The sequence below is a fragment of the Pseudonocardia sp. ICBG601 genome, from assembly GCF_020496245.1.
Genome location: NZ_JAHLJA010000150.1, coordinates 919,737 through 944,699, shown reverse-complemented (window position 1 = coordinate 944,699; position 24,963 = coordinate 919,737). Strand labels below are relative to the sequence as shown.

Genomic DNA, 24,963 nt, shown 5'->3' with positions numbered 1-24,963 from the left:
GGCGCTCACCCACCGGGTTCTCCATCGGATGTCGGACACCGGACAGCGGTCGCGGGGACCGCCGTCCGGACGGGCGCGGGCCCGACCCCCCACCCGGCGGTGGCGCCCGCGACACCGTTCGCCACGATGGGGCGGTGACAGGCACGGCACCCCCGGACATCCAGCAGCACCGCTCGATCAACCAGCGCATCGCCGACGAGCTCGGCGCCCGGCCGGACCAGGTCGGGGCCGCGGTGGCCCTGCTGGACGAGGGCTCGACGGTCCCCTTCGTCGCCCGGTACCGCAAGGAGGCGACCGGCGGCCTCGACGACGCCCAGCTCCGCACCCTGGAGGAGCGGCTGCGCTACCTGCGGGAGCTGGAGGAGCGGCGCACCGTCGTCCTCGACTCCATCCGGTCGCAGGGCAAGCTCGACGAGTCCCTCGAGGCCACCATCCTCGCCGCCGAGTCCAAGGCCCGGCTCGAGGACATCTACCTGCCCTACAAGCCCAAGCGCCGCACCAAGGCGATGATCGCCCGCGAGCAGGGCCTGGAGCCGCTGGCCGACGCGCTGCTCGCCGACCCGACGCTCGACCCGCACTCGTCGGCCGCCTCCTACGTGACCGACGAGGTCGCCGACGCCGGCGCCGCGCTGGAGGGCGCCCGCTCGATCCTGGTCGAGCGGATCGGGGAGAACGCCGACCTCGTCGGCGGCCTGCGCGAGCGCATGTGGGCGCACGGGCGGCTGGTCACCACGGTCCGCGAGGGCAAGGAGAACGACCAGGCCGCGGCCAAGTTCTCGGACTACTTCTCCTTCGCCGAGAAGTTCACGACGCTGCCCTCGCACCGGATCCTCGCGGCCTTCCGCGGCGAGTCCGAGGAGGCGCTCGACGTCACCCTCGACGCCGGCGTCGCCGACGACGAGCCGAACCCCTACGAGGCCCTGATCGCCGCCGAGTACGGCGTCGCGGACCGCGGCCGCGCCGGTGACGCGTGGCTGCTCGGCGTCGTCCGGTGGGCGTGGCGGACCCGGCTGCTCACCGCGCTCGGCATCGACATCCGGGTCCGGCTGCGCACCGCCGCCGAGGAGGGCGCGATCGGCGTGTTCGCGGCGAACCTGCGCGACCTGCTGCTCGCCGCCCCCGCGGGCACCCGCGCGACCCTGGGCCTCGACCCGGGCCTGCGCACCGGGGTCAAGGTCGCCGTCGTCGACGCGACCGGCAAGGTCGTCGACACCGCGGTGATCTACCCGCACGAGCCCCGCAAGGACCGCGCCGGGTCGCTGAAGACCCTGGCGGCGCTGTGCACGAAGCACTCCGTCGAGCTGATCGCGATCGGCAACGGCACCGCCTCGCGGGAGACCGACGCGCTGGCCGGTGAGCTCATCGCGGCGAACCCGGGCCTGAAGCTGACCAAGGTGATGGTGTCCGAGGCCGGCGCGTCGGTGTACTCGGCGTCGGCCTACGCCTCGGCCGAGCTGCCCGACATGGACGTCTCGCTGCGCGGCGCGGTCTCCATCGCGCGGCGCCTGCAGGACCCGCTCGCCGAGCTGGTCAAGATCGACCCGAAGTCGATCGGGGTCGGGCAGTACCAGCACGACCTGCCCGAGTCGTCGCTGTCGCGCTCGCTCGACGCGGTCGTCGAGGACTGTGTGAACGCCGTCGGCGTCGACGTGAACTCGGCGTCCGCGCCGCTGCTGCGCCGGGTCTCGGGCATCTCCGAGTCCCTCGCCGGCGCGATCGTCGCCCACCGCGACGAGAACGGCCCGTTCCGGAACCGGACCGCGCTGACCGGCGTCGCGCGGCTGGGGCCCAAGGCGTTCGAGCAGTGCGCGGGCTTCCTGCGCATCCGCGGGGGCGACGAGCCGCTCGACGTGACCGGCGTGCACCCGGAGTCCTATCCGGTCGTCCGGCGGATGGTGGAGCGCACCACGCTCGACGTGTCCGCCCTGATGGGCAACGCCGCACGGCTGCACCAGATCAAGCCCAAGGACTACATCGACGACGGCGTCGGGCTCCCGACCGTCACCGACATCCTGGCCGAGCTGGAGAAGCCCGGCCGGGACCCGCGGCCGGCGTTCCGGACCGCGACCTTCGCCGAGGGCGTCCACAAGATCTCCGACCTGCGGCCGGGGATGCTGCTGGAGGGGGTCGTCACCAACGTGGCGGCCTTCGGCGCGTTCGTCGACGTCGGGGTGCACCAGGACGGCCTCGTGCACGTGAGCGCGATGAGCAAGGACTTCGTGTCCGACCCGCGCGACGTCGCCAAGTCCGGTGACGTGGTCAAGGTGAAGGTCCTGGAGGTCGACGAGGCCCGCAAGCGGATCTCGCTGACCCTGCGTCTGGACGACGAGCCCGGTGCCGGCGAGCGCGGCGGCCGGTCCCGCGGGCCCGGCCAGGGCCAGGGCGGTGGCCAGGGCGGCCGGGGCCGCGACGGCGGCGAGCGCGGCGGGCGCGGTCCGGGCGGTGGCCAGGGCGGCGGACGCGGCCAGGGCGGCGGCGACCGCGGCCGCGGTGGCCGCGACGGTGGCCGCGGCGACGGCGGACGCGGCGGTCAGGGCGGCGGACGCGGCGGCTCCGGCGGCCAGGCCGGCCAGGGCGGTCGCGGCGGCTCCGGCGGCGGCCGGCAGGACCGCGGCCCCGCCAACGACGCGATGGCCGAGGCGCTGCGCAAGGCGGGCTTCGGCAAGTCCTGAGCTCCGGCCCCGTACGACGACCGGGCCCCGCGCACCCCGGGTGCGCGGGGCCCGGTCGCGTCAGTGCGGGAGGACCGGCTCCAGCAGCCGCTCGGCGAGGCGGCGCAGGTCGTCGTCGCCGACGCCCCACTCGCGCAGCCGGCCCGCCGGGCCACCGGGGTGCGCGTCGAGGTCGTCGAGCACGGCCTCCAGGGCGGCGGCGTCCACCCCGAGCAGCGCCTCGTCGTCGGGCTCGGGCTGGCCCCAGGCGCGCAGCCGGTCCCACAGGGTCGGCAGGACGTCGTTGGTGCGCAGGTAGTCCGCGACGATCGTCGCGCGCGGCACGTCCAGCAGTGCCAGCAGCACCCCGACCACGATCCCGGTCCGGTCCTTGCCCGCGGCGCAGTGCACGAGCACCGGGGCGGGCGCGTCGGCGACGGTCCGCACGATCCCGGCGAGCTCGGCGCCGGCCTCGGAGGCCAGCAGCCGGTAGGCCCACCCGAGCCCGTCCTGCCCGGCGGCGGCCGTCGCGACCCGCTCCGGGGTCAGCGACGCGCCGAGCGGGACCGGCCGGACGTCGGCGACGTCGGCGAGCGGGTGCGGCTCGCGCGTCTCCGCCGCCGAGCGCAGGTCGACGACGGTCCGCGGCGGCCACGGCGATCCCTCGGGCAGGTCGAGGGCCCGGGCGTCGCGCGGGTCGCCGGGGCGGAGTGCGTCGGACCGGTAGAGCACCCCGTGCCGTAGCCGGTAGCCGTCCGTCGTGCGGAGACCGCCGAGATCACGCAGGTTCGCCGGGCGCCGGGTCGCGGCGCTGGAGAGGAATGCCGTCACCCGACCAGGGTCGGTGATCTCCCCGCGGTCGCGCCGAGGGTCGTGACCAGGGGCATCGGTGGTGTCGGTCACGCGGGACCCGACGCACGGACCGCGCCGGGACATGGCACACTGGTCGATCGACGGCCGTCGGCGACGACGCACGGCCGCGAGCCCCGGAGGTCTGGGTTCACCGGCACATCATCTGGATCGAGATGCCGCACGCGGGCCTGGCGGGCTGGGAGAGCGGGCGAGAGCCGCCCGACGACACAGCGCACCCCCCTGCGCGCGCCATTTGAGGACCGAGTGAGCATTCTGCTGGACCAGCACCCCGACCTGAACGACTCCGGAGACGAGATCACCACTTCCGCCGCCATGACGGACACCGACGCCGCCGCCGAGCTCGACACCGAGATCGCCGACGCCGCCACCACCCCCGACACGACCGACGCCGGGGAGGGCACCCCCTCCGCCGACGTGGCCGAGGACGCGGACACCGAGGACGCGGACACCGCCGACGAGCCCGTCGACGACACCCCCGCCGGCCCGACCTTCGCCGACCTGGGCCTCGCGCCGCAGCTGCTCGACACCCTCGAGAAGCTGGGCTACGCCTCGCCGAGCCCGATCCAGGCCGCCGCGATCGGCCCGCTGATCGCCGGGCGCGACCTGCTGGGCCAGGCCGCCACCGGTACCGGCAAGACCGCCGCGTTCTCGCTGCCGATGCTGCAGCGCCTGGCTGACGGCCGCACCTCGCGCTCCCGCGGCACCAAGCCCTTCGGCCTGGTGCTCGCCCCGACCCGTGAGCTGGCCATGCAGGTCGGCGACGCGGTCTCCAAGTACGGTGCCGCGCTCGGCGCCTCGGTCGCCTGCGTCTACGGCGGCGCGCCCATCGGCCCGCAGCTGGGCCAGCTCCGTCGCGGCGTCGACATCGTCGTCGCCACCCCCGGACGCGCGATCGACCTGGTCAACCGCGGCGCGCTCGCCCTGGACGCGATCGAGGTCGCCGTCCTGGACGAGGCCGACGAGATGCTCGACATGGGCTTCGTCGAGGACATCGAGACGATCCTCGGCGCGACGCCGCGGGGCCGCCAGACCGTGCTGTTCTCGGCGACCATGCCGGGCCGCATCCAGAGCCTGGCGCGGACCCACCTGAGCGACCCGACCGACATCCGGATCAAGAAGGAGGCCACGCCCGAGGGCGAGGCCCCCAAGGTCCGCCAGACCGCGTACCACGTGCCGCGCAGCCACGTCACCGTCGCGCTGGGCCGGGTGCTCGAGATGGAGCAGCCGACCGCGGCGATCGTGTTCTGCCGCACCCGCGCCGACGTCGACGCCGTCACCGAGACCCTCACCGCGCGCGGCCTGCGCGCCGAGGCGCTGCACGGCGGCATGGACCAGGAGCACCGCACCCGGGTCGTCGAGCGCCTGCGCGCCGGCCGCACCGAGCTGCTGGTCGCCACCGACGTTGCGGCCCGTGGTCTCGACATCGACTCGCTGACCCACGTGGTCAACCACGACGTGCCGTCGTCGCCGGAGTCCTACGTGCACCGCATCGGCCGGGTCGGCCGGGCGGGCCGCGAGGGCGTCGCGATCACCCTGGTCACCCCGGGGTCGGTGCGTCACCTGCGCAACATCGAGCGCCTCATCGGGGCGTCGGTGCCCAGCGCGCCGGTGCCCTCGCCGGAGGACCTGCGCACCGTGCGGCTCGCCCGCACCGCGCTGGCCCTGCGCGAGCAGGCCGGTCAGGACGCCGACACCCCGCCGCAGGACGGCGTGGAGCAGCTCGTCGTCGAGCTGGCCCGCGACCACGACCTCGCCTCGATCGCCGCCGCGGCGATCCGGCTCGCCCGCGCCGGCAACTCGGTGCCGGACGACGAGATCGAGATCCCGCAGGTCCGCTCGCGCGGTGGCCGTGACAGCGGCCCCGGCGACCGTGGCCCGCGCCGCGACCGCGACGGCCGTCCGGGCGGTGCCCGCGGCCAGGGCGCCCGCCCGCCGAAGGCCGGGGCGACCCGCCTGTTCGTCTCGGCGGGCCGTGCCTCCGGTGTGCGCCCGCAGGACATCGTGGGTGCGCTGGCGAACGAGTCCCGGCTGTCCGGCCGCGACATCGGCGCCATCCAGATCCACGAGCGCCACTCGCTGGTCGAGGTGCCCGAGCACGCCGCGGACGACGTGCTGCGCTCGCTGCGCGGTGCGACGACGCTGAAGGGCCGCAAGGCCAACGTGCGGCGCGACCGGGACAACGCCGGCGCCCGCTGACACACGGCACACGACAGGGGCCCCGCGCGGATCGCGCGGGGCCCCTGTCGTCGTCGGTGGGGGAGGGTCAGCGCACCTCGACCCGGTCACCCTGCGCCAGCTTGCCGAAGAACACCGTCGCGTCCTGGTTGCGCATCTTCACGCAGCCCGCGGACCCGGAGCCGCGGTCGCCCTCGTGGAAGGCGATGCCGCCGGGGGCGAAGAAGACCGACCACGGCATCGGGGCGCCGTCGAATTCGGCGGAGTGGTGGTCGCGGTCCTTGTCGTAGACGGCGAAGTCCCCGGTCGGGGTCTCCGTGCCGTGCCCACCGGTGGCGACGTCGACGGGGCCGTAGGTGACCTTCCCGCCCTTCATCAGCCACGCCTGCTGGGACTCCAGGTCCACACAGGCCTTCGCCGTCGCCGAGCACGGGGTGCCGGCGACACCGGAGCCGGTGCCGGCGGCGACCGCGGTGCCCGCGGCGCCCAGCCCGATGACCAGCCCGGTGGCCAGCCCGGTGGCCGCGAGGACCAGTGCGCGGCGGCGACGCACCCGGCGAGTGCTACGGGGAGTGGGTTCGTTCGTGTGCGCCATGAGTGTCGCTCGGGTCCTCTCGGGTGAATGACGGTGCTGCCGGAGAGTCCAACGATCACCCGTAGCAACGGATACGCCCGGACGAGCTATCCGTTGCGGCCGGAAACGGGCCTGCGCCGGTGATGTGCGGGAGGATCGGCCCCGTCCCGACACCGGAGTCCGGCCGAGGAGCGCGCATGGCCACCACCAGTTCCCGCAAGCCCCGCAGTCACCAGGTCACCGACGGCATCGGCGCCACCGCCGCCCGCAGCATGCTGCGCGCGGTCGGCATGCGCGACGACGACTTCGCCAAGCCCCAGATCGGCATCGCCTCGTCCTGGAACGAGATCACCCCGTGCAACCTGTCGCTGCAGCGGCTCGCGACCGCGGCGAAGGAGGGCGTGCACACCGCGGGCGGCTACCCGATGGAGTTCGGCACGATCTCGGTCTCGGACGCCATCTCGATGGGGCACCGGGGCATGCACTACTCGCTGGTCAGCCGGGAGATCATCGCCGACTCGGTGGAGACCGTCGTCGAGGCCGAGCGGCTCGACGGGACGGTGCTCCTGGCCGGCTGCGACAAGTCGCTCCCCGGGATGCTGATGGCCGCGGCCCGGCTCGACCTCGCCGGGGTGTTCGTCTACGCCGGATCGATCATGCCGGGCCGGGTCGGTGACCGGGAGGTCAACATCGGCGACGCGTTCGAGGGCATCGGGGCGTGCGCGCGCGGCCTGATCACCCCCGACGAGCTCGACACCCTGGAACGGGCCATGTGCCCGGGGGAGGGTGCCTGTGGCGGCTTCTACACAGCGAACACGATGGCCGCGGCCGCCGAGGCGCTCGGGATGGCGCTGCCCGGCTCGGCCAGCCCGCCCGCGGTGGACCGTCGCCGCGACGGCGTCGCCCGCGCCTCCGGCGAGGCCGCGGTCGGCATGATCGCGCAGGGACTGACGGCGCGGTCGGTGCTGACCCGCGAGGCCTTCGAGAACGCGATCGCCGTCGTCATGGCCTTCGGCGGGTCCACCAACGCGGTGCTGCACCTGCTCGCCATCGCCCGCGAGGCCGAGGTGCCGCTGACCCTGGACGACTTCAACACCGTCGGCGACCGGATCCCGCACCTGGCCGACGTCAAGCCGTTCGGGCGGCACCTCATGTACGCCGTGGACCAGGTCGGCGGCGTACCGGTGGTGATGAAGGCACTGCTCGACGCGGGCCTCATCCACGGCGACGCCCGCACCGTCACCGGCCGCACGGTCGCGGAGAACCTCGCCGAGCTCGACCCGCCGGGCCTCGACGGCTCGGTCATCCACGACCTCGCCGACCCGATCCACCCCACCGGCGGCCTCACGATCCTGCGCGGCTCGCTCGCGCCCGACGGCGCCGTCGTCAAGTCCGCCGGGTTCGACGCCGCCACCTTCACCGGCACCGCCCGCGTCTTCGACGGCGAGCAGGGCGCGCTCGACGCCGTCGACGCCGGCGAGATCGGGCCCGGCACGATCGTCCTGATCCGCTACGAGGGCCCCCGCGGCGGGCCCGGGATGCGGGAGATGCTCGCCGTCACCGGGCGGATCAAGGGCGCGGGCCTCGGCAAGGACGTCCTGCTGGTCACCGACGGCCGCTTCTCCGGTGCGACGACGGGGCTGTGCGTCGGGCACGTCTCGCCCGAGGCCGCCGACGGCGGACCGATCGCGCTCGTCCACGACGGCGACACGGTCACCCTGGACATGAAGGCCCGCACGATCGACATCGGCGTCGAGCCCGCCGAACTGGAGCGGCGGCGCGCGGAGTGGACGTGCCCGGAGCCGACGAACCGGCGCGGGGTGCTGGGCAAGTACGCGAAGCTCGTGTCGTCGGCGGCCGACGGGGCGGTCTGCGGCTGACCCGCGTGGCCGGCGCGCCCGGCGGACGGGCGCGCCGGCCGCGACGCACCCGACACCGCCCCGACACAGGGCCGCAACATCGGTCCCGCAGGCTGGTGGTGATGAGCACCGATCCCGGGACGACCAACGGCCTCTACCGGGTGCGGGTTCGGCTGCCCGACGAACCCGGTGCCCTGGCCGGGCTGACGGCGGCGCTGGCGCAGGTGCGCTGCAACATCCTCGCCCTGTCGGTGCACGGTCAGGACGCGCACTCCGTCGTCGACGAGCTGCTGGTGTCCGGGCCGTGCAGCGTCGGCGAGCTGTCGGTGGCGGTCTGCGGGGCGGCCCCCGACGGCGGGGTCCTGGTCATGACCGCCGACCCGCACGACCTGGTCGACCCGCCCACCCGGGCACTGGACATCGTCGCCGCCGGTCAGAGCCCCGCCGACGGGGTCGCCGCGCTGCTCGGCGCGTCGGGCGTCCGGACGCCGGGCCCGGACGAGCCGGGTGCGCGCGACGAGCACGACCTGGAGCTGACCGCGCCCGACGGCACCCGGCTGGTCGCCCGGCGGGCGGCGCCGTTCACCGTCACCGAGGTGGCCCGGGCCCAGGCGTTCCTGCGCGCGGTCGCGACGCGCCCGGAGTCCGACCCGCGCGGCTGGGCCGGCGCGTAGCGCACTCGGCGCACCGCAGGCGCCGGTCGGCGTGGCACGGAGGTCACGGAGCCGCCACCGCTGGCATCCTGCGGGCAGGACGATCGAGAACGGGCAGTACCCACACGGCCTCCGGCGGGCGTCCTCACCATCGCGAAACCGCCGCGACCCGTGGCGGCAACGATGGACGGTGATCGTTGCGTCATGGAGGCCGGTATGGGTGAGCTGTCGTCCCCGCGGGATCGGGACCGGGTGGGTGTGGTCGTGCCGTACGACTTCGCCCTCGACCGTGAGATGTGGCGGTGGGTCCCGGAGCGGGTCACCCTGCACGTGACCCGCACGCCGTTCGTCGCGACCCCGGCCGACGCCGCGCAGGCCCGGCTGATCTCCGACCCGGCGATGGTCCGGCGGGCCGCCCGCGACGTGCTGACCCCGGGGCCCGCCGTGGTCGCGTACTCGTGCACCTCGGGCAGCTTCGTCGGTGGCGTGGCGGGGGAGGCCGCGCTGCGCGAGGCGGTGCTGGCCGCGGGCGCGCCGGCGGCGGTCACGACGGCGGGGTCGCTGGTCGCGGCGTGCGCCGAGCTGGGGGTCACCCGGCTCGCCGTCGCCACCCCCTACGTCGACGACCTCACCGGGCTGCTCGCCGACTTCCTCGCCGGGTCCGGGGTCGACACCGTCGCCCGGCACGGCCTGGGCCTGCTCGGCCACATCTGGACGACGACCCCGGAGCAGGTCGCCGCGGCCGTGCGCGCCGCGGACCACCCCGACGCGCAGGCGGTCTTCGTCTCCTGCACCAACCTGCCCACCTACGACGCGATCGCCGGGCTGGAGCGCGAGCTCGGCAAGCCGGTGCTCACCGCGAACCAGGTGACGATGTGGGCCGCGCTGCGGGCGGCCGGGCACGCCGCCGTCGGCCCCGGGCAGACCCTCGTCGACGGCCCGTCCGTCCCGCCGGTGCTGCGGGTCGTGGACGCCGCGGACCCCGGCTCGACGGAGCCCGGCCCGGCGGACCTCGACCCGGCGGTCCTCGGCACCGCGGCCGAGCCGGGACCGGCGCCGCTGCTCAAGGTCCGCGTCCGGCTGCCCGACGAGTCCGGTGCGCTGGCCCGGCTGACCGCGGCCGTCGCCGAGGTCGGCGGCAACATCCTGTCGTTGTCGGTGCACGGCCGCGACGCGGGCACCGTCGTCGACGAGATGCTCGTCGGCGGCGGGGTGACCGCGGACCGGCTGTCGCGGGTGATCCGGCGACGGCTGCGCGGGTCCGGCCCGGACACCGTGCAGGTCACCCCGGCCGACCCGCACGAGCTGGTCGACGGGCCCACCCGGGCGCTCGACCTCGTGGCCGCCGCCCGCGGCCGGGACGGGCTGTTCGACGGTCTCGCCGCGCTCCTGCACGCCGACGAGGTCGGCACCGGCCCGGTCGCGGCCGGCACGCACGTCCTGGAGCTCACCGCCCCGGCCGGCCCGCCGGTGCTGGCCTGCCGGGACTGGGCGCCGTTCACCGTCACCGAGCGGGCCCGCGGGGAGGCGTTCCTGCGCGCGGGCGCGGCGACCCCGCCGCCCCGGGAGACGGTGCTGCTGCCCGGCGGGGCCGAGCTCGTCGCGGAACCCGCGTCGGGGGAGGAGACCGCCGAGCTCGACGTGCTGCTGCGGACCTGCCTGGCCGGGGAACCGGCCGTGGACTGGACGGCCGCCGACCTCGCGGGGCTGCTGGCGCCCGTCGCCGCACCGGCGCTGCTGCTGCGCACCGCCGCCGGTGACCTGGTCGGCGTGGCCGCGCTGCTCGGCACCGACGCCGGCGTGCCCGAGCCCGTCGTGGTGCTCCACCCGTGCCTGCGCGGGGCGGGCGTCGGCCGGTGGCTGCGCGGTCGGCTGGGCTCCGGGGTCGCCGCCTAACCTGCGGGGGTGCCCGACCACGCCCCGCACGACCACGCCCCGCACGACCACAGCGGACCCCGCGCCGACCCCGCGGAGCCGGGCCCCGGCGGGCTCCCCGACGACTGGGAGGTCTGGCGCGGCCGGGTCGACCTCGACGACTACGACCGCAGGTGGGCGGCGATGGCCGCGGCCGGGAAGAACCCGCACGGCGAGGCCGACCTGGTCTGCGCGCTGCGCGGGGACGGCCCCGTCCTCGACGGCGGCTGCGGCACCGGCCGCGTCGCGATCGAGCTGGACCGGCGCGGCGTCGCGGTCGTCGGCGTCGACCCGGACCCGGACATGATCGCCGCGGCGCGGGCCAAGGCGCCCGCGCTGCGCTGGGTCACCACCGGTCTGGAGACCCTGGACCTGCCCGAGCGGTTCGGGCTGGTCGTGCTGGCGGGCAACGTGATCCCCTACGCCGAGGACCGCGCGGGGGTGGTCGCGGGCTGTGCCCGGCACCTGCGTCCGGACGGCCTGCTGCTGGCCGGGTTCGCCACGCAGCCGGGCTGGCCCACCCCCGACGACCACGACGCCTGGTGCGCCGCCGCCGGGCTCGACCCGGTCGCGCGGTGGTCCACCTGGGACCGTGCACCCTGGTCCGGCGGCGACTACGTGGTCGCCCTGCACCGCCGCGCCTGACCCGGGCGGCTCAGGGCCGGTCGGGCACCCGGCAGAGGACCTCGCCGTGCGGGATGACGATCCAGCCGTCGGGGTGCGCCGCCCACTCCCGCCACGCCGCGGAGATCCCGTCCAGCTCGGACTCCCCGGCCAGCCCGCGCTCGACGGCCATCCGCCCGACGCCGGTGTGGATGCGGTCGGCCCACATCCCGCCCCAGGCGGCGCGGGCCTCCGGGGTCGCGTGGCACCAGACCGACGCCGACGGCGTCACCTCGGTGAACCCGGCCGCGTGCGCCCAGCCGAGCAGCCGTCGTCCGGCGTCGGGCTCGGCGTCGTTGCCGCGGGCGACGGCCCGGTACAGCTCCAGCCAGCGGTCCAGCCGCGGGTCGTGCGGCCACCAGTGGAACCCGGCGTAGTCGGCGTCGCGGGCGGCGACCAGGCCGCCCGGCCGGGCGACCCGGCCCATCTCGCGCAGCACCGCGACCGGGTCGGACACGTGCTGGAGCACCTGGTGGGCGTGCACGACGTCCCAGGTGCCGTCCGGGTCGGACAGGGCGTAGCCGTCGTCGACGGCGAACTCCACGTCCAGGCCGCGGGCGGCGGCACCGGCGCGGGCCTGCTCCAGCGGTCCGGGCACCACCTCGACGCCGCGGACCCGGCCGGGCGCGACCCGCTCGGTCAGGTCGGCGGTGATGCTGCCGGGGCCGCAGCCGACGTCGAGCAGGCTGGTGCCGGGCGTGAGCCGGTCCAGCAGGTAGGCGCACGAGTTCTCCGCGGTGCGGGCCGCGTGCGACCGGACGACGACGCCCGGATGGCCGTGGGTGTAGGTGTCGCGGGGCACGGTCTCAGCCTGGCACGACGCTCAGCCGGGCACCCGGCGGATCCGGATCGGGCCCTTCGCCGTCGACGGGTCCACGACCCGGCCGGACTGCACGATCTCGACCCGCCCGGCGTCGACGAGCCGGCGCGCGGCCATCCGCGCCGGCTCCATGAGATCGCGCCAGCCGTCGGGGTCGACGGCGCGGGCCGCGTCGGACGGGCAGATCGTCGCCCCGCCCTTCCTGCGGTCGAGCAGCCCGGTGATCGCCGACTCCAGCTCGGAGTCGACCGGGCGGACCTTGCGCCTGCGGCAGCCCTGGGAGCAGTAACGCACCTGCTCCCAGTCGTCGGCCCACTTCCTCCGCCACTCGATCCGCCGCCCGCAGACCACGCAGCTCTTCTCCTCCACGACCGTCATGGTCGTCCCGCCCGCGGCGCTCCGCTCGCCGAGAATCATCAGGGCCTGAGCAGCGCCACCCGGGCCGTGGCGCCGCCGGGCCGGGGGCTCAGCTGCGGGCGAGCACGGCCGCGTCGAGCGCCTCGCGCATGGCGGCCTCCGGACCGGGACGCCCGGTCATGAGCTCGACCTGCGCGACCGCCTGCTGCAGCAGCATCTCCAGGCCGGACACGATCCGCGCCCCGGCCGCCGCCGCGCCGCCCGCGACCACCGTCGGCCACGGCGCGTAGACGGCGTCGAGCAGCACGGTCCCCGGCCGCCAGCGCGCACCGGCCAGTGCGTCGGCCGCCCCGGCCGGGAGGGTGGAGACGACCGCGTCGGCGCCCTCGAGCAGCCGCGCCGCGGCGGGCGTGTCGGTGAGCACCGCGTGCACCGTCACCTCGGTGCCGAGCCGCTCGGCCGTCCCGCGCAGCGCGGAGGTCCGCCCCGCGTCGCGGACCAGGACGTCGACGGCGTCGACCTCCATGTCGTGCAGCGCGGCGACGGCGGCCTGCGCGGTCCCGCCCGCCCCGAGCACCACGGCGCGCCCGCCGCCCGCGCCCGCGGCGCGCAGCGAGCGCGCGATGCCGGTGACGTCGGTGTTGTGCGCGGTCGCGCCGGTGCCCTCGAAGACCAGGGTGTTGCCGGCGCCGATCGCGGCCGCCCCCGGCGCGACGTGGCCGGCGACGTCGAGCAGCACCCGCTTGAGCGGCATCGTCAGCGACAGTCCCGCCCACTCCGGGCCGAGCCCGGCGACGAACCCGGCCAGGCCCGCCTCGTCGACCTCGTGCCGGTCGTAGTACCAGCCGGTCAGCCCGAGCGCGGTGTAGGCGGCGTTGTGCAGCGCGGGCGAGAGCGAGTGGGCGATCGGGGAACCGAGGACGGCGGCGCGGCGGACGGGGGACGTGCTCATCCGAGCAGTATCCCGTGGGGGCTCAGACCGCCCGCGACGGCTCCCGCTGCGCGGCCCCCACGGTGCGCCGGGCCCGCGCCCAGCTCCACCAGCCGTGCACGACCAGCCCGGCGAACACGACGTAGACCGCGGCGGAGAACCACAGCCCCGAGGCCAGCTGCAGCGGCACGCCGACGGCGTCGACCAGCAGCCAGATCACCCAGAACTCGATGAACCGCAGACCCTGGGCGAGGAACGCGACCGCGGTGCCGACGAAGATCGCGGCGTCCGGCCAGGGCGCCCAGCTGGCGTCGAGCGCCTCGAGGACCAGCGCCATCACCACGGTGCCGCCGACGAGCAGCCCGACCAGCCCGAGCCGCTGCGCGGTGCTCGCCTGGCGGACCGCGAGGCCGTAGACCGGGTCGCGCCTGCGCAGCCACGCGACGAGCCCGAACACCGAGATGGCCAGCACGATGACCTGCCGGAACGCGAGCCCGCCCAGGTGTGCCGAGGCGTAGACGGTGAACAGCAGCACGCAGGCCGCCATCTGCACCGGCCAGGTCGCGAGGCTGCGCCGGCGCGCCAGGAACACCACGGCGATGGCGCCGATCTGCCCGACGAGCTCGGCCCACGACACGAACTGCCCGAACGCGGTCAGCCCGTGGTGCAGCAGGAGGTCCACGACGGTCCCCTTCCCGGACGCGGCGGGCGCGCCCCGTGACAGCAGACAACGACGGCGCCGTCCCCGCCCATCCCCGCCCGGTCCGGTGTGAGCGGACCCACACCGGCCTCAGGCGGGGTGGCCGCCGAGCCGGTCGCGGCGCACCTGGGTGACCGCACGGCCGTCGACCAGCACCAGGACGGCGTCGTGCTGGCCGACGGCGGCGGCGTCGAGCCGCGCGGTCGCGGCCGCGGTGGACCCGCCGTGGCCGACCGTCGCGGGCGGGGGACCGGCGTGCGCCCCGACCCGCTCGTCGGGGCGCAGTCCCACCAGGTCGGCGGGCCGCACGCTGCCGATGACGTCCGGTGCCGACCAGGTCACGGCGTCGGTCTCGCGCGGCAGCACCACCGGGACCGCGCCGCCGGGGCCCGCCCGGTCCAGGGCCGCGAGCAGCGCGGCGACGGTCGTCGTGGCCGGGGCGACGAGCAGCCCCGGCGCGTACGGGCCGACCGTGTCGCGCACCCGCGGCCCGGCGACGGCGTCGAGGAACCCGAGGCGGGTCAGCCAGTCGTCGTCGAAGTACTTCGACAGGTAGATCCGCCCGGAGTCGGGCAGCACCGCGACGACCACCGCGTCCGGCCCGGCCTCGACGGCCACACGCAGCGCCGCGGCCACCGCCGTCCCCGACGAGCCGCCGACCAGCAGACCCTCGGACCGGGCGAGGCTGCGCACCGTGCGCAGCGAGTCGCCGTCGCCGATCCGCTCGACGCGGTCGTGCACCGCCGGGTCGTAGACCCGCGGCCAGGTGTCGGTGCCGGTCAGCGGGTGCAGGTAGTGGCCGACGGCCTCGACGTAGTACGGGCTGCCGTCGCCGCCGCCGTAGCGGGAGGTCCACGGGTCGGCCGCGACGACGGTGACGCCGTGCCGGCGCAGGTACCGGCCGGCGCCGGTGAGGGTGCCGCCGGTCCCCACCCCCGCGACGAGGTGGGTGACCCGGCCGCCGGTCTGCGCCCAGATCTCCGGGCCGGTCGTCCGCTCGTGCACGGCCGGGTTGGCCGGGTTGTCGTACTGGTCGGCGAGCCAGCCGCCGGAGGTCTCGGCGGCGATCCGGCCGGCCAGCCGTCGCACGTGGCGCGGGTCGTCCTGGGGCACCAGTCCCGGCGTGCGGACGACCTCGGCGCCGTAGGCACGCAGCAGCGCCTGCTTCTCGGCGGTGGTCCGGTCCGGCACCACGAACACCGCCCGGTAGCCGCGGGCGGCGGCGACCATCGCCAGGCCGATGCCGGTGTTGCCCGAGGTGCCCTCGACGATCGTGCCGCCCGGGCGCAGCGCCCCGGACTCCTCGGCGTCGAGCACCATCGCCAGCGCGGCGCGGTCCTTCACCGAGCCGCCCGGGTTGGTCCACTCGGTCTTGACCCAGACCTGCGCCGACCCCTCGGGCACGATGCGGCGCAGCCGGACCAGCGGGGTGGCCCCGACCGCGTCGAGCACCGAGTCGTACACCGCACCGGCTTCCCCGTCCGACCCCATGGCGACGATGGTCCGCCACCGGGTGGGAGGCTGCACCGTGTGGGTGGTTCGGAGCGCACGGTCCTGGTCCTGGGTGGTCGCAGCGAGATCGGGCTGGAGGTCGCCGAACGGCTCGCGGCCGGGGACACCGACACGGTCGTGCTGGCCGCGCGCCGCCCGGAGGCGCTGACCGCGGAGGCGGCCCGGGTCCGGGCCGCGGGCGCCGCGGTGGACACCGTCGCCTTCGACGCCGACGACCTCGCCGGCCACCGCCCGCTGCTCGACGACGTGACGGCGCGCCACGGGCGGATCGACGTCGCCGTCGTCGCGTTCGGGATCCTCGGCGACCAGGCCCGCGCCGAGACCGACGCCGCGCACGCCGCCGCGATCGTGCACACCGACTACCTCGCCCAGGTGCACCTGCTCACCGAGCTGGCCCAGGTGCTGCGCGCGCAGGGGAGCGGGACGCTGGTCGTCTACTCCTCGGTGGCCGGCGTGCGGGTGCGGCGCGCCAACTACGTCTACGGCAGCGCCAAGGCCGGGCTCGACGGGTTCGCCTCCGGCCTGGCCGACGCGCTGCACGGGACCGGGGTGCGGCTGGTGCTGATCCGCCCGGGGTTCGTCGTCGGCCGGATGACCGAGGGGATGAGCCCGGCGCCGCTGTCGTCGACGCCCGCGCAGGTCGCCGACGCGACGGTGCGCGCGGTCCGGCGCGGGCGGGGCAACGCCGACGTCTGGGTGCCCGGCACCCTGCGGCTGCTGTTCCTCGGGCTGCGGCTGCTGCCCCGCGCCGTCTGGCGTCGGATGCCCCGTTAGCGACACGGTCTACAGGCGAACGGTGTCCCGCGATCTGCGTGTGGCACTTCCCCTGGAGTGACCGGGCTCATATCGTCGCGTGCGCATCCTGTTGGACGACGACGTCTGAGGTGAACCACCGTGGGACACACCCGTGGAGCAATCGTCCGGAGCGCTCCGGGCAAGTACGAGGTCGTCGACCTCGAACTCGACGAGCCGCGCCCCGGCGAGATCGAGGTCAAGATGGTCGCGTCGGGGCTGTGCCACTCCGACGACCACATCGCCACCGGGGACATCCCGGTCGGCACCTACCCGTTCGCCGGTGGCCACGAGGGCTCCGGCATCGTCACCCGCGCCGGGGCGAACAAGAAGGGCCTCAAGGAGGGCGACCACGTCGTCTTCTCGTTCCTGCCCTCCTGCGGGCACTGTCGCTGGTGCGCCAGCGGCATGCAGAACCTCTGCGACCTCGGCGCGGGTCTGCTCGCCGGCACCCGCTGGGAGGAGCCCACCACCCGCCTGCGGCTCGCCGACGACGGCACCCCGGTCGGCCAGATGTGCGGCATCTCGACCTTCTGCGAGACCACCGTTGTCTCCGAGGACTCCTGCGTGAAGGTCCCCGACGACATCCCGCTCGAGGTCGCCTGCCTGGTCGGCTGCGGCGTCGGCACCGGCTGGGGCTCCGCGGTCAACGCCGGCGGCGTGCAGCCGGGCCACACCACGATCGTCATGGGCATCGGCGGCATCGGCATCAACGCGGTCCAGGGTGCCTCGCACGCGGGCGCCGCGAACATCATCGCCGTCGACCCGGTCGCGCTGAAGCGCGAGAAGGCCCAGGAGCTCGGCGCCACGCACGCGGTGGAGACGATGGAGGAGGCCACCGAGATCGCGAAGCAGTTCACCAACGGTCAGGGCGCCGACCAGACCGTCGTCACCGTCGGCGTCGTGAAGCCCGACCACATCGGACAGGCGATGGCGTCGATCCGCAAGGCGGGCACCGTCGTCGTCACCGCGCTCGGCGACATCAACTCGACCGAGCCGCTGCCGGTGTCGCTGGCCGACGTCACCCTGTTCCAGAAGCGGATCCAGGGCGCGATGTTCGGCATGTCCAACCCGAACTGGGACATCCTGCGCCAGCTGGAGCTCTACCGCGCCGGCGCGCTGAAGCTCGACGAGCTGGTCACCACCACCTACACCCTGGACCAGGTCGCGACGGCCTACGAGGACATGCACGCGGGCAAGAACATCCGGGGCGTCATCCGCTACTGAGCCCTGGCAGGCTCCGGGGCATGGTCTACGTACTCGACGGACACAACGACCTGCCCTGGGCGCTGCGCGAGCTCTCCGGCGGCGACCCGGCCCGCGAGCCGGACGTCGCCGCCGGGGACCCGCGGCTGCACACCGACCTCCCGCGGCTGCGGGCCGGCGGGGTCGGCGCCCAGTTCTGGTCGGTCTACGTGCCCGGCGAGCTGGGCCACGACGAGGCCGTCACCGCGGTGCTCGACCAGGTGGACCGGGTGCGGCGGCTGCTCGCGGCCCACCCGGACGCCCTGGCGTTCGCCGACACCGCCGACGACGTCGACGCCGTCGTCGGCTCCGGGCGGGTCGCCTCCCTGATGGGGGCCGAGGGCGGGCACTGCATCGCCGACTCCCTCGCCGTGCTGCGGGTCCTGCGCGGGCTCGGGGTCCGCTACCTGACCCTGACCCACAACCTGAACAACAACTGGGCCGACTCGGCCACCGACACGCCCCGCCACGACGGGCTGTCGGAGTTCGGCCGCGGGGTCGTCGCCGAGATGAACCGCATCGGCATGATCGTCGACCTCTCGCACGTCGCACCGACGACGATGCGCCAGGCCCTCGCCGTCACCACCCGGCCGGTGCTGTTCACCCACTCCGGCGCCCGCGCCGTCACCGACCACCCGCGCAACGTCCCCGCCGACGTGCTGGAGGCCCTGCCCGGCAACGGCGGCGTGGTCATGGCGACGTTCGTGCCCCGCTTCGTCTCCACCGCCGTGACCGCGTGGGACGGGCGGGTCCGGGAGGCGATGGCCGACGCCGGGGCCGACCACCGCGACCTCGCCGCCCGGAACCGGTTCATCGCGGGCTGGGACGGTCCGGAGCAGCCCCGCGCGACCCTCGCCGAGGTCGTCGCGCACGTCGAGCACCTGCGCGAAGCCGCCGGGATCGACCACGTCGGCATCGGCGGCGACTTCGACGGCACCACCGAGCTGCCCGACGAGCTCTCCGACGTCTCCACCTACCCGCGGCTGCTCGACGCGCTCGCCGACCGCGGGTGGAGCGCGGAGGACCTGGCGAAGCTGGCCCACCGCAACGCGCTGCGGGTGCTGCGCGACGCCGACGCCTGAGCGGCCCGGCGGCGGGTCACGGCGTCCCGGTGGGGCGCGGACCGGCCAGCGCCGTCGCCGCCGACGCCGCGATCCGCAGCGAGCCGACCGCCGTCGGGTGGAACGGGTCGGGGGTGGCGAGCCCCATGATGTCCGGCGGCATCCGGTCGCGGTCCGGGTCGCACAGCGGCGCCAGGGCGGGCGCGGCGGTGCTGAACCCGAAGCGGGCGGCGCCGTCGGCCAGCACGTCGTTGAGCCGGCGGTTCCGCTCGGCGAGCAGGTCCAGCTTGGCCTGGTCCAGCCCCGGGGTGCCGGCCGGGCCGCGCATGTCCGCGCAGGTCGGGTCGAACCGGGCCGGGAACGGGTCGTAGGACAGCGTGACCACCACCCGCGGGCGCCCCGGCAGCGTGTCGAGGTCGGTGAACAGGGCGCCGACGTCGCGGGCGAACCCGGCGAGGCGGGACTCGAACTCGCCGTCGGAGAGCCGGTCGTCGCAGGTGGCGAGGCCGTAGCAGTACAGCAGGAAGTCCGACCAGGCCAGGTCGTTCGGGCCGACCGCGACGACCACCCACTGCAGGTTCCGGACCTGCTTGAGCCGCCCGACCTGCGGGTCGACGGTGACGCCCTCGCGCAGCTGCGGCCCGCGCAGCCCGGTCGCGACGCCCGCCCCGACGCAGGCCAGGTTCAGGACGTCCTCGCCGCGCAGCCGGGCCAGCTCGGCGGCGGTGGAGTCGGTGCTGCGCCCGCAGGCGCGGTCCTCGTCGGTGACCGTGCCGTCGTCCTGCCGCAGCGGCGGGCCGCCGATCCGGGCCGCGCGGGAGTCCCCGATCACCGCGCCCGCGACCCCGGTGACCGCGGGCCCGACCGGCGACGGGGTGACCGTCGCCGCCCCGACCAGGTCGGTCAGCGAGGTGACCCGCCCCAGACCGGTGAGGGTGCCGTGCAGCGCGGCGACCCCGGCGCCCGCCCACAGCAGCACCGACGCGGTCACCGCGACGACGGTCATCCGCCCGATCGGCCCGGCCAGGTCGTCCCAGTGCACCGGCCGGTACCGGCGGGTGCGGGTCCGGCGCAGCGCCAGCAGCAGCCGCGCGGTCGCCATCAGCCCGCTGCCCAGCAGCGCGACCAGCACGATGCCCGCGGCGCCCCACAGGTACCAGGTCACGAACCCCTCACCGAGGTCGCGGACCGCGTCGCCCGCGCCGTCGACGGTGTGCGGGCCTAGCACCGGGCCGTTGTCGGCGGGCCGCTTCAACGGCCCGATCGACAGCCGCGGCCGGATGGGACCCCACACCTGCACGGTCGTGAGGTCGAACTCGGCGTTGCCGAGCTGGGCGATCTGCGCGGGCCCCGACAGCGTCAGCGGCGGCACCCGGGCGCCCACGCCGACGTCCTGACCGAACACCTCGACGTGGTTCTCCGGCGTCAGCAGGATCACCAGCGGGACACCGACGACGGCGATCAGCCCGAGCAGCGCCAGCGTGGGCAGCGACCGGGCCTCACGCAGCAGCGCGCGGGGCCAGGACCGGGAGGTGGGACGGGCGGCCACCGTCAGTGTGCGGGGCGGGACACGAGGTGGAGGGGCACGGCCCCATGGTGGCCCGGGGGACGGGCCGGAGTCACGGACGTCGTGGGGTGGCGTCGGACTCCCCGGCGGGTGGCTCCCGGCGCGCGGCCGCGCGGCGATCAGGCTCCCGGGTTCCCCGGCGCCCGGGTCCCGCGCAGTCGCGGGGCGAGCCGCGCCGCCGTGACGGCGCCGGCACCGTCGCGTTCGACGTCGTCGGCGAGGGCGTCCGTGTGCGCGACCAGCCCGTCGAGGTCCAGCCCGGCCGGGACGGCGACGTCGAGCACCCGCCACAGCCGGACGCCCTCCGCGCCGCGGCGCAGCAGCGCGACGGCGCCGCGGGCGTTGCCGCGCTGGGCGTGGGTCAGCCCGACCGCGAGCTGCGCCAGCGCCCGCCACAGGTCGCGGGTGTCGTCGCCCGCGTCCTTCCAGGCGCCCTCGAGGATCTCGTGGGCGTTGAACGGCAGGCCCGAGTCGAGCAGCCGCTGGGCCTCGGTGACGGCGTCGGCGGGGGAGAGCACCAGGTCCTCGGGCACCCGCTCGACGCCGGGTGCGCCGTGCGGGAGCGGACGCCCGGCGGCGTCGCGGGGGCGGGCGTTGCGGGCACGGCCCCGGTCGTCGCGGTCGCGGGAACGGGTCATGCCTGCGAGGGTGCCAGCTCTCCGGTTAGCGTGCGTCATGATCACCGAACTGTTCGACGTCCGCGGCAGGGTGGCCGTGGTCACCGGCGGCACCAGCGGCATCGGCCGCATGATCGCGGGCGGTCTCGCCGAGGCCGGGGCGCGGGTCTACGTGTCCAGCCGCAAGGCCGACGCCTGCGCCGACACCGCCGCAGAGATCGGCGGCACCGGCATCGCCGCGGACCTGTCGTCGGAGGACGAGTGCGTCCGGCTGGCCGCCGAGGTCGGGGAGCGCGAGGAGCGGGTGCACCTGCTCGTCAACAACGCCGGCGCGACCTGGGGTGCGCCGCTGGAGGAGTTCCCGGCGCACGCCTGGGACAAGGTGCTCGACCTCAACCTGAAGGCGCCGTTCTTCCTGACCCGGGCGTTCCTGCCGCTGCTGGAGGCCGCCGGGTCGGCCGAGGACCCGGCCCGGGTGATCAACATCGGCAGCATCGACGGGCTGCGCGTCCCCGAGCTGCCGAACTACAGCTACTCGGCCAGCAAGGCCGGGGTGCACCAGCTGACCCGGGTGCTGGCCCGCGACCTCGCCGGGCGCGGGATCACCGTGAACGCGATCGCGCCGGGTCCGTTCCCGTCGCGGATGATGCGCGCCACGCTGGAGGCGGCGGGCGACGAGATCGCCGACTCCACCCCGCTCGGACGCCTGGGGAAGCCCTCGGACGTCGTCGGGGCGACGCTGTTCCTGGCCGGGGCCGCCGGGTCCTACGTGACCGGCGCGGTGCTGCCGGTCGACGGGGGGATCTGGACGACGCGCTGACCCGGCGCCGCACCGCGGCGCTCAGCCGGACTGCAGCGGCCCGAGCTCGGTGGTGAACCGGTCGAGGAACCCCGGCCAGTCCGCCACCGGGCCGGTCGGGCGCACCACGAACTTGGTGAGGCCGCCGTCGGCGTGCCGGCGGACCAGCTCGGCGACGCCGTCCCAGCCGTCGCCGACGATGTCGCGCCAGTCCACGTCCGGACGCTGGGCCCCGGCGAGCGCCCGGGCGGGGCCGGGGTCCGCGCCGGGCGGGGCGACCCACAGGTTGGTGCCGTAGTGGTCGTCGTCGATCGTGCGGCCGGCGTCGCGGGCGGCGGTCTCGATGATCCCGCGGGCCCGGGCGGTCTCGGCGGGGGTGAGGAAGCTGGCGAGCCAGCCGTCGGCGAGCCGCCCGGCGCGCCGGAGCCCGGCGTCGGCGCGTCCGCCCAGCCACAGGTCGAGCGGGGCGGCCGGGCGGGGGAGGACGGCGGCGTCGTCGAGGGTGAAGAACTCGCCGTGGTGGGTCACGGAGTCCTCGGTGAGCAGCCGGCGCAGCACCACGAGGGACTCCTCGAACACCGCGGCGCGCCGGCCCGGTACGGGGTGCAGCTGCCGGTCGCAGGGCTGGGCGGCCTGCAGCCCGAACACCGGCAGGATCCGCCGGGGGGCGAGCACCGCCAGCGACGCGAGCTCGGAGGCGAGCAGCATCGGGTTGCGCCCGGGCAGCACCGTGACGCTGGTGCCGACCTTCAGGGTGCGGGTGCGCGCCGCGGTCCAGGTGCTGCCGACCATCGGGTCGACCACCGACTTCGACGCGATGTCGGCCAGCCACAGCGAGTCGACGGCGGCAGCGTCGAGGGCGTGGAGCAGCTCGTCGAACTCGTCGGCGAAGGTGGGCAGGTCGCGGGCCCCGACGAGGCCGAGACCGATGCGGACCTTGCCGTGCGGGGAGTCGGCCACTCACTCACCGTAGGTGATCGGTCACCCGTTCGGGAACATTCAGTCCGACTCGAGCGGCCCCAGCTCGGCGACGAACTCGTCGAGGAACCGGGCCCAGTCCTGCGCCGGGGCGGCGGGGCGCACCACGAACTTGGTCAGCCCGCCCTCGACGTGGCGGCGGATCTGCTCGGCGGCGCCGTCCCAGCCGCGGGCGACCAGCTGCTCGGGGTCCGCGTCGGGCCGCTGCTGGGCGGCCCGGTGCAGCGCGTGGTCGGCGGCGGCACCGGACCCCTCGCCGGGCAGCACGACGGTGACGTTGGTGCCGTAGTGGTCGTCGTCGATCTCCCGGCCGGCGTCGCGGGCGGCGGCCTCGATGACGGTGCGGGCGCGGGCGGACTCGTCGGGGGTGAGGAAGCTGCCCAGCCAGCCGTCGGCGAGCCGGCCGACCCGGCGCAGGCCGACCTCGGCGCGCCCGCCCAGCCACAGGTCGAGCGGGCGGGCCGGGCGCGGTGCGACGGTCGCGTCGTCGAGGGTGAAGAACTCGCCGTGGTGGGTCACCGACTCCTCGGACAGCAGCCGTCGCAGCACCACGAGGGACTCCTCGAACACCGCGGCCCGGGTGCCGGGGACGGGGAACAGCTGGCGCTCCGACGGCGTCGCCGCCCGGATGCCGAACGCGGGCAGGATCCGCTTCGGCGCCAGCACCGCCAGTGACGCGAGCTCGGCCGCGAGCAGCATCGGATTGCGGCCGGGCAGGATCGTGACGCCGGTGCCGACCTTGAGCGTCCGGGTCCGGGCGGCCGCCCAGGTGGTGCCGACCAGCGCGTCGACGCCGGGGGCGGAGACGAGGTCGGGCAGCCACAGCGAGTCGACGCCTGCGCGTTCGAGGGCGTCGACGAACTCGTCGAACTCCGAGCCGGGGTCGGTGGCGCGCAGCCCCACCGAGCCGACGCCGATGCGGACCTTGCCGTGCGGGGACGTCACCACGCCGGTCGACGCTACCCCGCGTCAGCGGCCCCGGCGCGGGTCGCGGCCGCTGTTGCCGAGCGCCCGGTGGAACGCCGGTGCGTCGTCCCCGACGGCGACGACCGGCCCGAACAGGCCCGCCCGGGACGCCTCCTGGCCGGGCTCCGACATCGCGGTGGTGAACTCCAGGACGGCGGCGACGGCGTCGTCGTCGGGGGTGAAGGGGCTGCCGGTCGCGACGGCGAGGTCCCAGCCGTGCAGGACCAGCTCGTCGAGCGCGATGACCCCCGCGACCTCGGCGGGCAGGTCCATCCCGCCCGCGGCGGTGAAGCCCTCCCAGGCGGTCGGCTCGCGCCAGGCCTCGGCCAGCGCGGTGAGCCGGGCCGGGACCGCGGTGCGCCAGTCCGCGACGAGGTGCGCGGCGTCGGCGCTCGGCGCGGTACCCGCGGCCTCGGGGGACTTCTGCGCCGCGACCCGGAACGCCCACGCCAGACCGTGCAGGTGGTCGAGGAGGGCGGCGACGGTCATGTCGTCGCAGGGGGTCGGGTCGTGGAGCTGGTCGTCGCGGACACCGGCGACGACGTCGGCGACGGCGCGGGCGGTCGGGGCGAGATCGAGCACGGATGCCACCTCCGGTCGGGTCGGCGCCCCACGGTCGCGGGGCCCTGCCTGCTCCGACCGGTCGCGGCGCGCCGACTCATCGCACCGCGTGTCTTTCGACACCCGGTAGAAGGTGGTGCCGGGGATACGGCAGAGTGGTCTCCGACGTCCCGTCCGCCTGGAGGAAGCACCGTCATGAACGACCCGTCCCTCGTCGCCAAGGCCTTCCGCGTCGTGGCGATCGCCGAAGCGCTGTCCTGGACCGGCCTGCTGATCGGCATGTTCTTCAAGTGGGTGCTGGCCACCACCGAGGTCGGGGTGCAGGTCATGGGGCCGATCCACGGGGCGCTGTTCGTCGCCTACGTGCTCGTCACGCTGTGGACCGCGCGGCTGTTCCGCTGGGACCTGCGCACCACCGTGATCGGCCTGCTCGCGAGCATCCCGCCGCTGACGACGATCTGGTTCGAGCGCCACGCCGGCGCCACCGGCCGCCTCGACCCGGCCCGCGCCCAGCCCGTCGCCGGCTGAGACCTCCCGGATTCCCGTGCCGCTCTTGACGGTTGAGGTTAGCCTAGGCTAACTTCAGCTCGTCGCTTCGTGGTGGGAGCGGCGCGTCAGTTCGGGAAACACGGCCCGGCCGCATCGACCACAGCGGCCGGGCCGTCCCGCGTCCCGCGTCCCGCGTTCCGGGGTCG

Annotated in this window: 23 protein-coding genes; 11 read left to right on the top strand and 12 right to left on the bottom strand. The window is 75.9% G+C overall.

Going from position 1 to position 24,963, the window contains the following annotated elements; genetic code table 11:
• Window positions 1-134 precede the first annotated feature (134 nt).
• Window positions 135-2,672 (top strand): Tex family protein, encoded by a 2,538-nt coding sequence (locus tag KPL57_RS50065; RefSeq protein ID WP_226357447.1) that lies wholly within the window; start codon window positions 135-137, stop codon window positions 2,670-2,672.
• Between the two features lie 60 nt (window positions 2,673-2,732).
• On the opposite strand, the gene KPL57_RS50060 is transcribed toward KPL57_RS50065, so the two are convergent.
• Window positions 2,733-3,482 (bottom strand): tyrosine-protein phosphatase, encoded by a 750-nt coding sequence (locus tag KPL57_RS50060; RefSeq protein ID WP_226357446.1) that lies wholly within the window; start codon window positions 3,480-3,482, stop codon window positions 2,733-2,735.
• Between the two features lie 285 nt (window positions 3,483-3,767).
• Between KPL57_RS50060 and KPL57_RS50055 the strand changes: the two genes are divergently transcribed.
• On the top strand, window positions 3,768-5,720 hold the full coding sequence (locus KPL57_RS50055; RefSeq protein ID WP_226357445.1) for a DEAD/DEAH box helicase: 1,953 nt from the start codon (window positions 3,768-3,770) through the stop codon (window positions 5,718-5,720).
• Between the two features lie 67 nt (window positions 5,721-5,787).
• Here the strand turns inward: KPL57_RS50055 and KPL57_RS50050 are convergent, their stop codons facing one another.
• On the bottom strand, window positions 5,788-6,252 hold the full coding sequence (locus tag KPL57_RS50050) for a L,D-transpeptidase (protein ID WP_308253127.1): 465 nt from the start codon (window positions 6,250-6,252) through the stop codon (window positions 5,788-5,790).
• A gap of 218 nt (window positions 6,253-6,470) precedes the next feature.
• On the opposite strand from KPL57_RS50050, the gene ilvD reads away from it, so the two are divergent.
• From ilvD to KPL57_RS50030, 4 genes are all read left to right on the top strand, one after another.
• Window positions 6,471-8,153, top strand: coding sequence for a dihydroxy-acid dehydratase (gene ilvD, locus KPL57_RS50045; RefSeq protein ID WP_226357443.1), 1,683 nt, complete (start codon window positions 6,471-6,473; stop codon window positions 8,151-8,153).
• A gap of 101 nt (window positions 8,154-8,254) precedes the next feature.
• A complete protein-coding gene (locus KPL57_RS50040; RefSeq protein ID WP_226357442.1) occupies window positions 8,255-8,806 on the top strand; it encodes an ACT domain-containing protein in 552 nt (183 codons plus the stop codon).
• 195 nt (window positions 8,807-9,001) lie between these two features.
• Window positions 9,002-10,681 carry a hypothetical protein gene (locus KPL57_RS50035; protein ID WP_226357441.1) on the top strand — a complete coding sequence of 560 codons (1,680 nt, stop codon included), beginning with the start codon at window positions 9,002-9,004 and terminating at the stop codon, window positions 10,679-10,681.
• Window positions 10,682-10,690: 9 nt separating this feature from the next.
• Window positions 10,691-11,344 carry a bifunctional 2-polyprenyl-6-hydroxyphenol methylase/3-demethylubiquinol 3-O-methyltransferase UbiG gene (locus tag KPL57_RS50030; RefSeq protein WP_226357440.1) on the top strand — a complete coding sequence of 218 codons (654 nt, stop codon included), beginning with the start codon at window positions 10,691-10,693 and terminating at the stop codon, window positions 11,342-11,344.
• 10 nt (window positions 11,345-11,354) lie between these two features.
• Here KPL57_RS50030 and KPL57_RS50025 read toward each other — a convergent pair whose 3' ends face one another.
• The 5 genes from KPL57_RS50025 to KPL57_RS50005 all read right to left on the bottom strand — a co-directional run bounded on the left by KPL57_RS50025 (window position 11,355) and on the right by KPL57_RS50005 (window position 15,661).
• The gene (locus KPL57_RS50025) at window positions 11,355-12,164 is read right to left on the bottom strand and encodes a methyltransferase domain-containing protein (RefSeq protein WP_226357439.1); all 810 of its coding nucleotides are present in this window, start codon (window positions 12,162-12,164) and stop codon (window positions 11,355-11,357) included.
• A 21-nt stretch (window positions 12,165-12,185) separates the two neighbouring features.
• Window positions 12,186-12,551, bottom strand: a complete 366-nt coding sequence (locus KPL57_RS50020) for a DUF2256 and DUF3253 domain-containing protein (RefSeq protein WP_226357438.1) — start codon at window positions 12,549-12,551, stop codon at window positions 12,186-12,188.
• 97 nt (window positions 12,552-12,648) lie between these two features.
• Window positions 12,649-13,491: a shikimate dehydrogenase gene (locus KPL57_RS50015; protein WP_226357437.1), complete on the bottom strand. Its 843-nt coding sequence runs from the start codon at window positions 13,489-13,491 to the stop codon at window positions 12,649-12,651.
• Window positions 13,492-13,513: 22 nt separating this feature from the next.
• Entirely contained in the window at window positions 13,514-14,152 is a 639-nt protein-coding gene (locus tag KPL57_RS50010; RefSeq protein WP_226357436.1) for a nicotinamide mononucleotide transporter family protein, read from the bottom strand.
• Between the two features lie 108 nt (window positions 14,153-14,260).
• Window positions 14,261-15,661 carry a PLP-dependent cysteine synthase family protein gene (locus KPL57_RS50005; RefSeq protein WP_226357435.1) on the bottom strand — a complete coding sequence of 467 codons (1,401 nt, stop codon included), beginning with the start codon at window positions 15,659-15,661 and terminating at the stop codon, window positions 14,261-14,263.
• 39 nt (window positions 15,662-15,700) lie between these two features.
• Between KPL57_RS50005 and KPL57_RS50000 the strand changes: the two genes are divergently transcribed.
• The 3 genes from KPL57_RS50000 to KPL57_RS49990 all read left to right on the top strand — a co-directional run bounded on the left by KPL57_RS50000 (window position 15,701) and on the right by KPL57_RS49990 (window position 18,801).
• Entirely contained in the window at window positions 15,701-16,456 is a 756-nt protein-coding gene (locus KPL57_RS50000; RefSeq protein WP_226357434.1) for an SDR family NAD(P)-dependent oxidoreductase, read from the top strand.
• 120 nt (window positions 16,457-16,576) lie between these two features.
• Window positions 16,577-17,701: an NDMA-dependent alcohol dehydrogenase gene (locus KPL57_RS49995; protein WP_226357433.1), complete on the top strand. Its 1,125-nt coding sequence runs from the start codon at window positions 16,577-16,579 to the stop codon at window positions 17,699-17,701.
• A gap of 20 nt (window positions 17,702-17,721) precedes the next feature.
• The gene (locus KPL57_RS49990; protein WP_226357432.1) at window positions 17,722-18,801 is read left to right on the top strand and encodes a dipeptidase; all 1,080 of its coding nucleotides are present in this window, start codon (window positions 17,722-17,724) and stop codon (window positions 18,799-18,801) included.
• A gap of 16 nt (window positions 18,802-18,817) precedes the next feature.
• Here KPL57_RS49990 and KPL57_RS49985 read toward each other — a convergent pair whose 3' ends face one another.
• Together KPL57_RS49985 and KPL57_RS49980 are read right to left on the bottom strand one after the other, a co-directional pair.
• Window positions 18,818-20,329: a GDSL-type esterase/lipase family protein gene (locus tag KPL57_RS49985; RefSeq protein WP_226357431.1), complete on the bottom strand. Its 1,512-nt coding sequence runs from the start codon at window positions 20,327-20,329 to the stop codon at window positions 18,818-18,820.
• A 137-nt stretch (window positions 20,330-20,466) separates the two neighbouring features.
• Complete coding sequence (locus KPL57_RS49980; RefSeq protein ID WP_226357430.1) at window positions 20,467-20,985, bottom strand: DUF309 domain-containing protein; 519 nt, start codon at window positions 20,983-20,985, stop codon at window positions 20,467-20,469.
• A 37-nt stretch (window positions 20,986-21,022) separates the two neighbouring features.
• Here KPL57_RS49980 and KPL57_RS49975 point away from each other — a divergent pair, with 37 nt between their 5' ends.
• On the top strand, window positions 21,023-21,784 hold the full coding sequence (locus KPL57_RS49975; RefSeq protein WP_255655311.1) for an SDR family oxidoreductase: 762 nt from the start codon (window positions 21,023-21,025) through the stop codon (window positions 21,782-21,784).
• Window positions 21,785-21,805: 21 nt separating this feature from the next.
• On the opposite strand, the gene KPL57_RS49970 is transcribed toward KPL57_RS49975, so the two are convergent.
• Genes KPL57_RS49970 through KPL57_RS49960 form a run of 3 tightly spaced genes read right to left on the bottom strand, consistent with a single transcriptional unit; the run spans window position 21,806 to window position 24,289 of the window.
• Window positions 21,806-22,723 carry a TIGR03854 family LLM class F420-dependent oxidoreductase gene (locus KPL57_RS49970; RefSeq protein ID WP_226357429.1) on the bottom strand — a complete coding sequence of 306 codons (918 nt, stop codon included), beginning with the start codon at window positions 22,721-22,723 and terminating at the stop codon, window positions 21,806-21,808.
• A gap of 39 nt (window positions 22,724-22,762) precedes the next feature.
• Complete coding sequence (locus KPL57_RS49965) at window positions 22,763-23,689, bottom strand: TIGR03854 family LLM class F420-dependent oxidoreductase (protein ID WP_226357428.1); 927 nt, start codon at window positions 23,687-23,689, stop codon at window positions 22,763-22,765.
• A 21-nt stretch (window positions 23,690-23,710) separates the two neighbouring features.
• On the bottom strand, window positions 23,711-24,289 hold the full coding sequence (locus tag KPL57_RS49960; protein WP_308253126.1) for a TIGR03086 family metal-binding protein: 579 nt from the start codon (window positions 24,287-24,289) through the stop codon (window positions 23,711-23,713).
• 174 nt (window positions 24,290-24,463) lie between these two features.
• Here KPL57_RS49960 and KPL57_RS49955 point away from each other — a divergent pair, with 174 nt between their 5' ends.
• On the top strand, window positions 24,464-24,796 hold the full coding sequence (locus tag KPL57_RS49955) for a DUF3817 domain-containing protein (RefSeq protein WP_226357426.1): 333 nt from the start codon (window positions 24,464-24,466) through the stop codon (window positions 24,794-24,796).
• The last annotated feature ends 167 nt before the right edge of the window (window positions 24,797-24,963 follow it).

Coding starts and splice junctions, on each gene's coding strand:
- ilvD (WP_226357443.1), top strand. CDS start 6,471: ATGGCCACCACCAGTTCCCGCAAGCCCCGCAGTCACCAGGTCACCGAC.
- KPL57_RS50040 (WP_226357442.1), top strand. CDS start 8,255: ATGAGCACCGATCCCGGGACGACCAACGGCCTCTACCGGGTGCGGGTT.
- KPL57_RS50035 (WP_226357441.1), top strand. CDS start 9,002: ATGGGTGAGCTGTCGTCCCCGCGGGATCGGGACCGGGTGGGTGTGGTC.
- KPL57_RS50015 (WP_226357437.1), bottom strand. CDS start 13,491: ATGAGCACGTCCCCCGTCCGCCGCGCCGCCGTCCTCGGTTCCCCGATC.
- KPL57_RS50005 (WP_226357435.1), bottom strand. CDS start 15,661: ATGGGGTCGGACGGGGAAGCCGGTGCGGTGTACGACTCGGTGCTCGAC.
- KPL57_RS49990 (WP_226357432.1), top strand. CDS start 17,722: ATGGTCTACGTACTCGACGGACACAACGACCTGCCCTGGGCGCTGCGC.
- KPL57_RS49980 (WP_226357430.1), bottom strand. CDS start 20,985: ATGACCCGTTCCCGCGACCGCGACGACCGGGGCCGTGCCCGCAACGCC.
- KPL57_RS49975 (WP_255655311.1), top strand. CDS start 21,023: ATGATCACCGAACTGTTCGACGTCCGCGGCAGGGTGGCCGTGGTCACC.
- KPL57_RS49955 (WP_226357426.1), top strand. CDS start 24,464: ATGAACGACCCGTCCCTCGTCGCCAAGGCCTTCCGCGTCGTGGCGATC.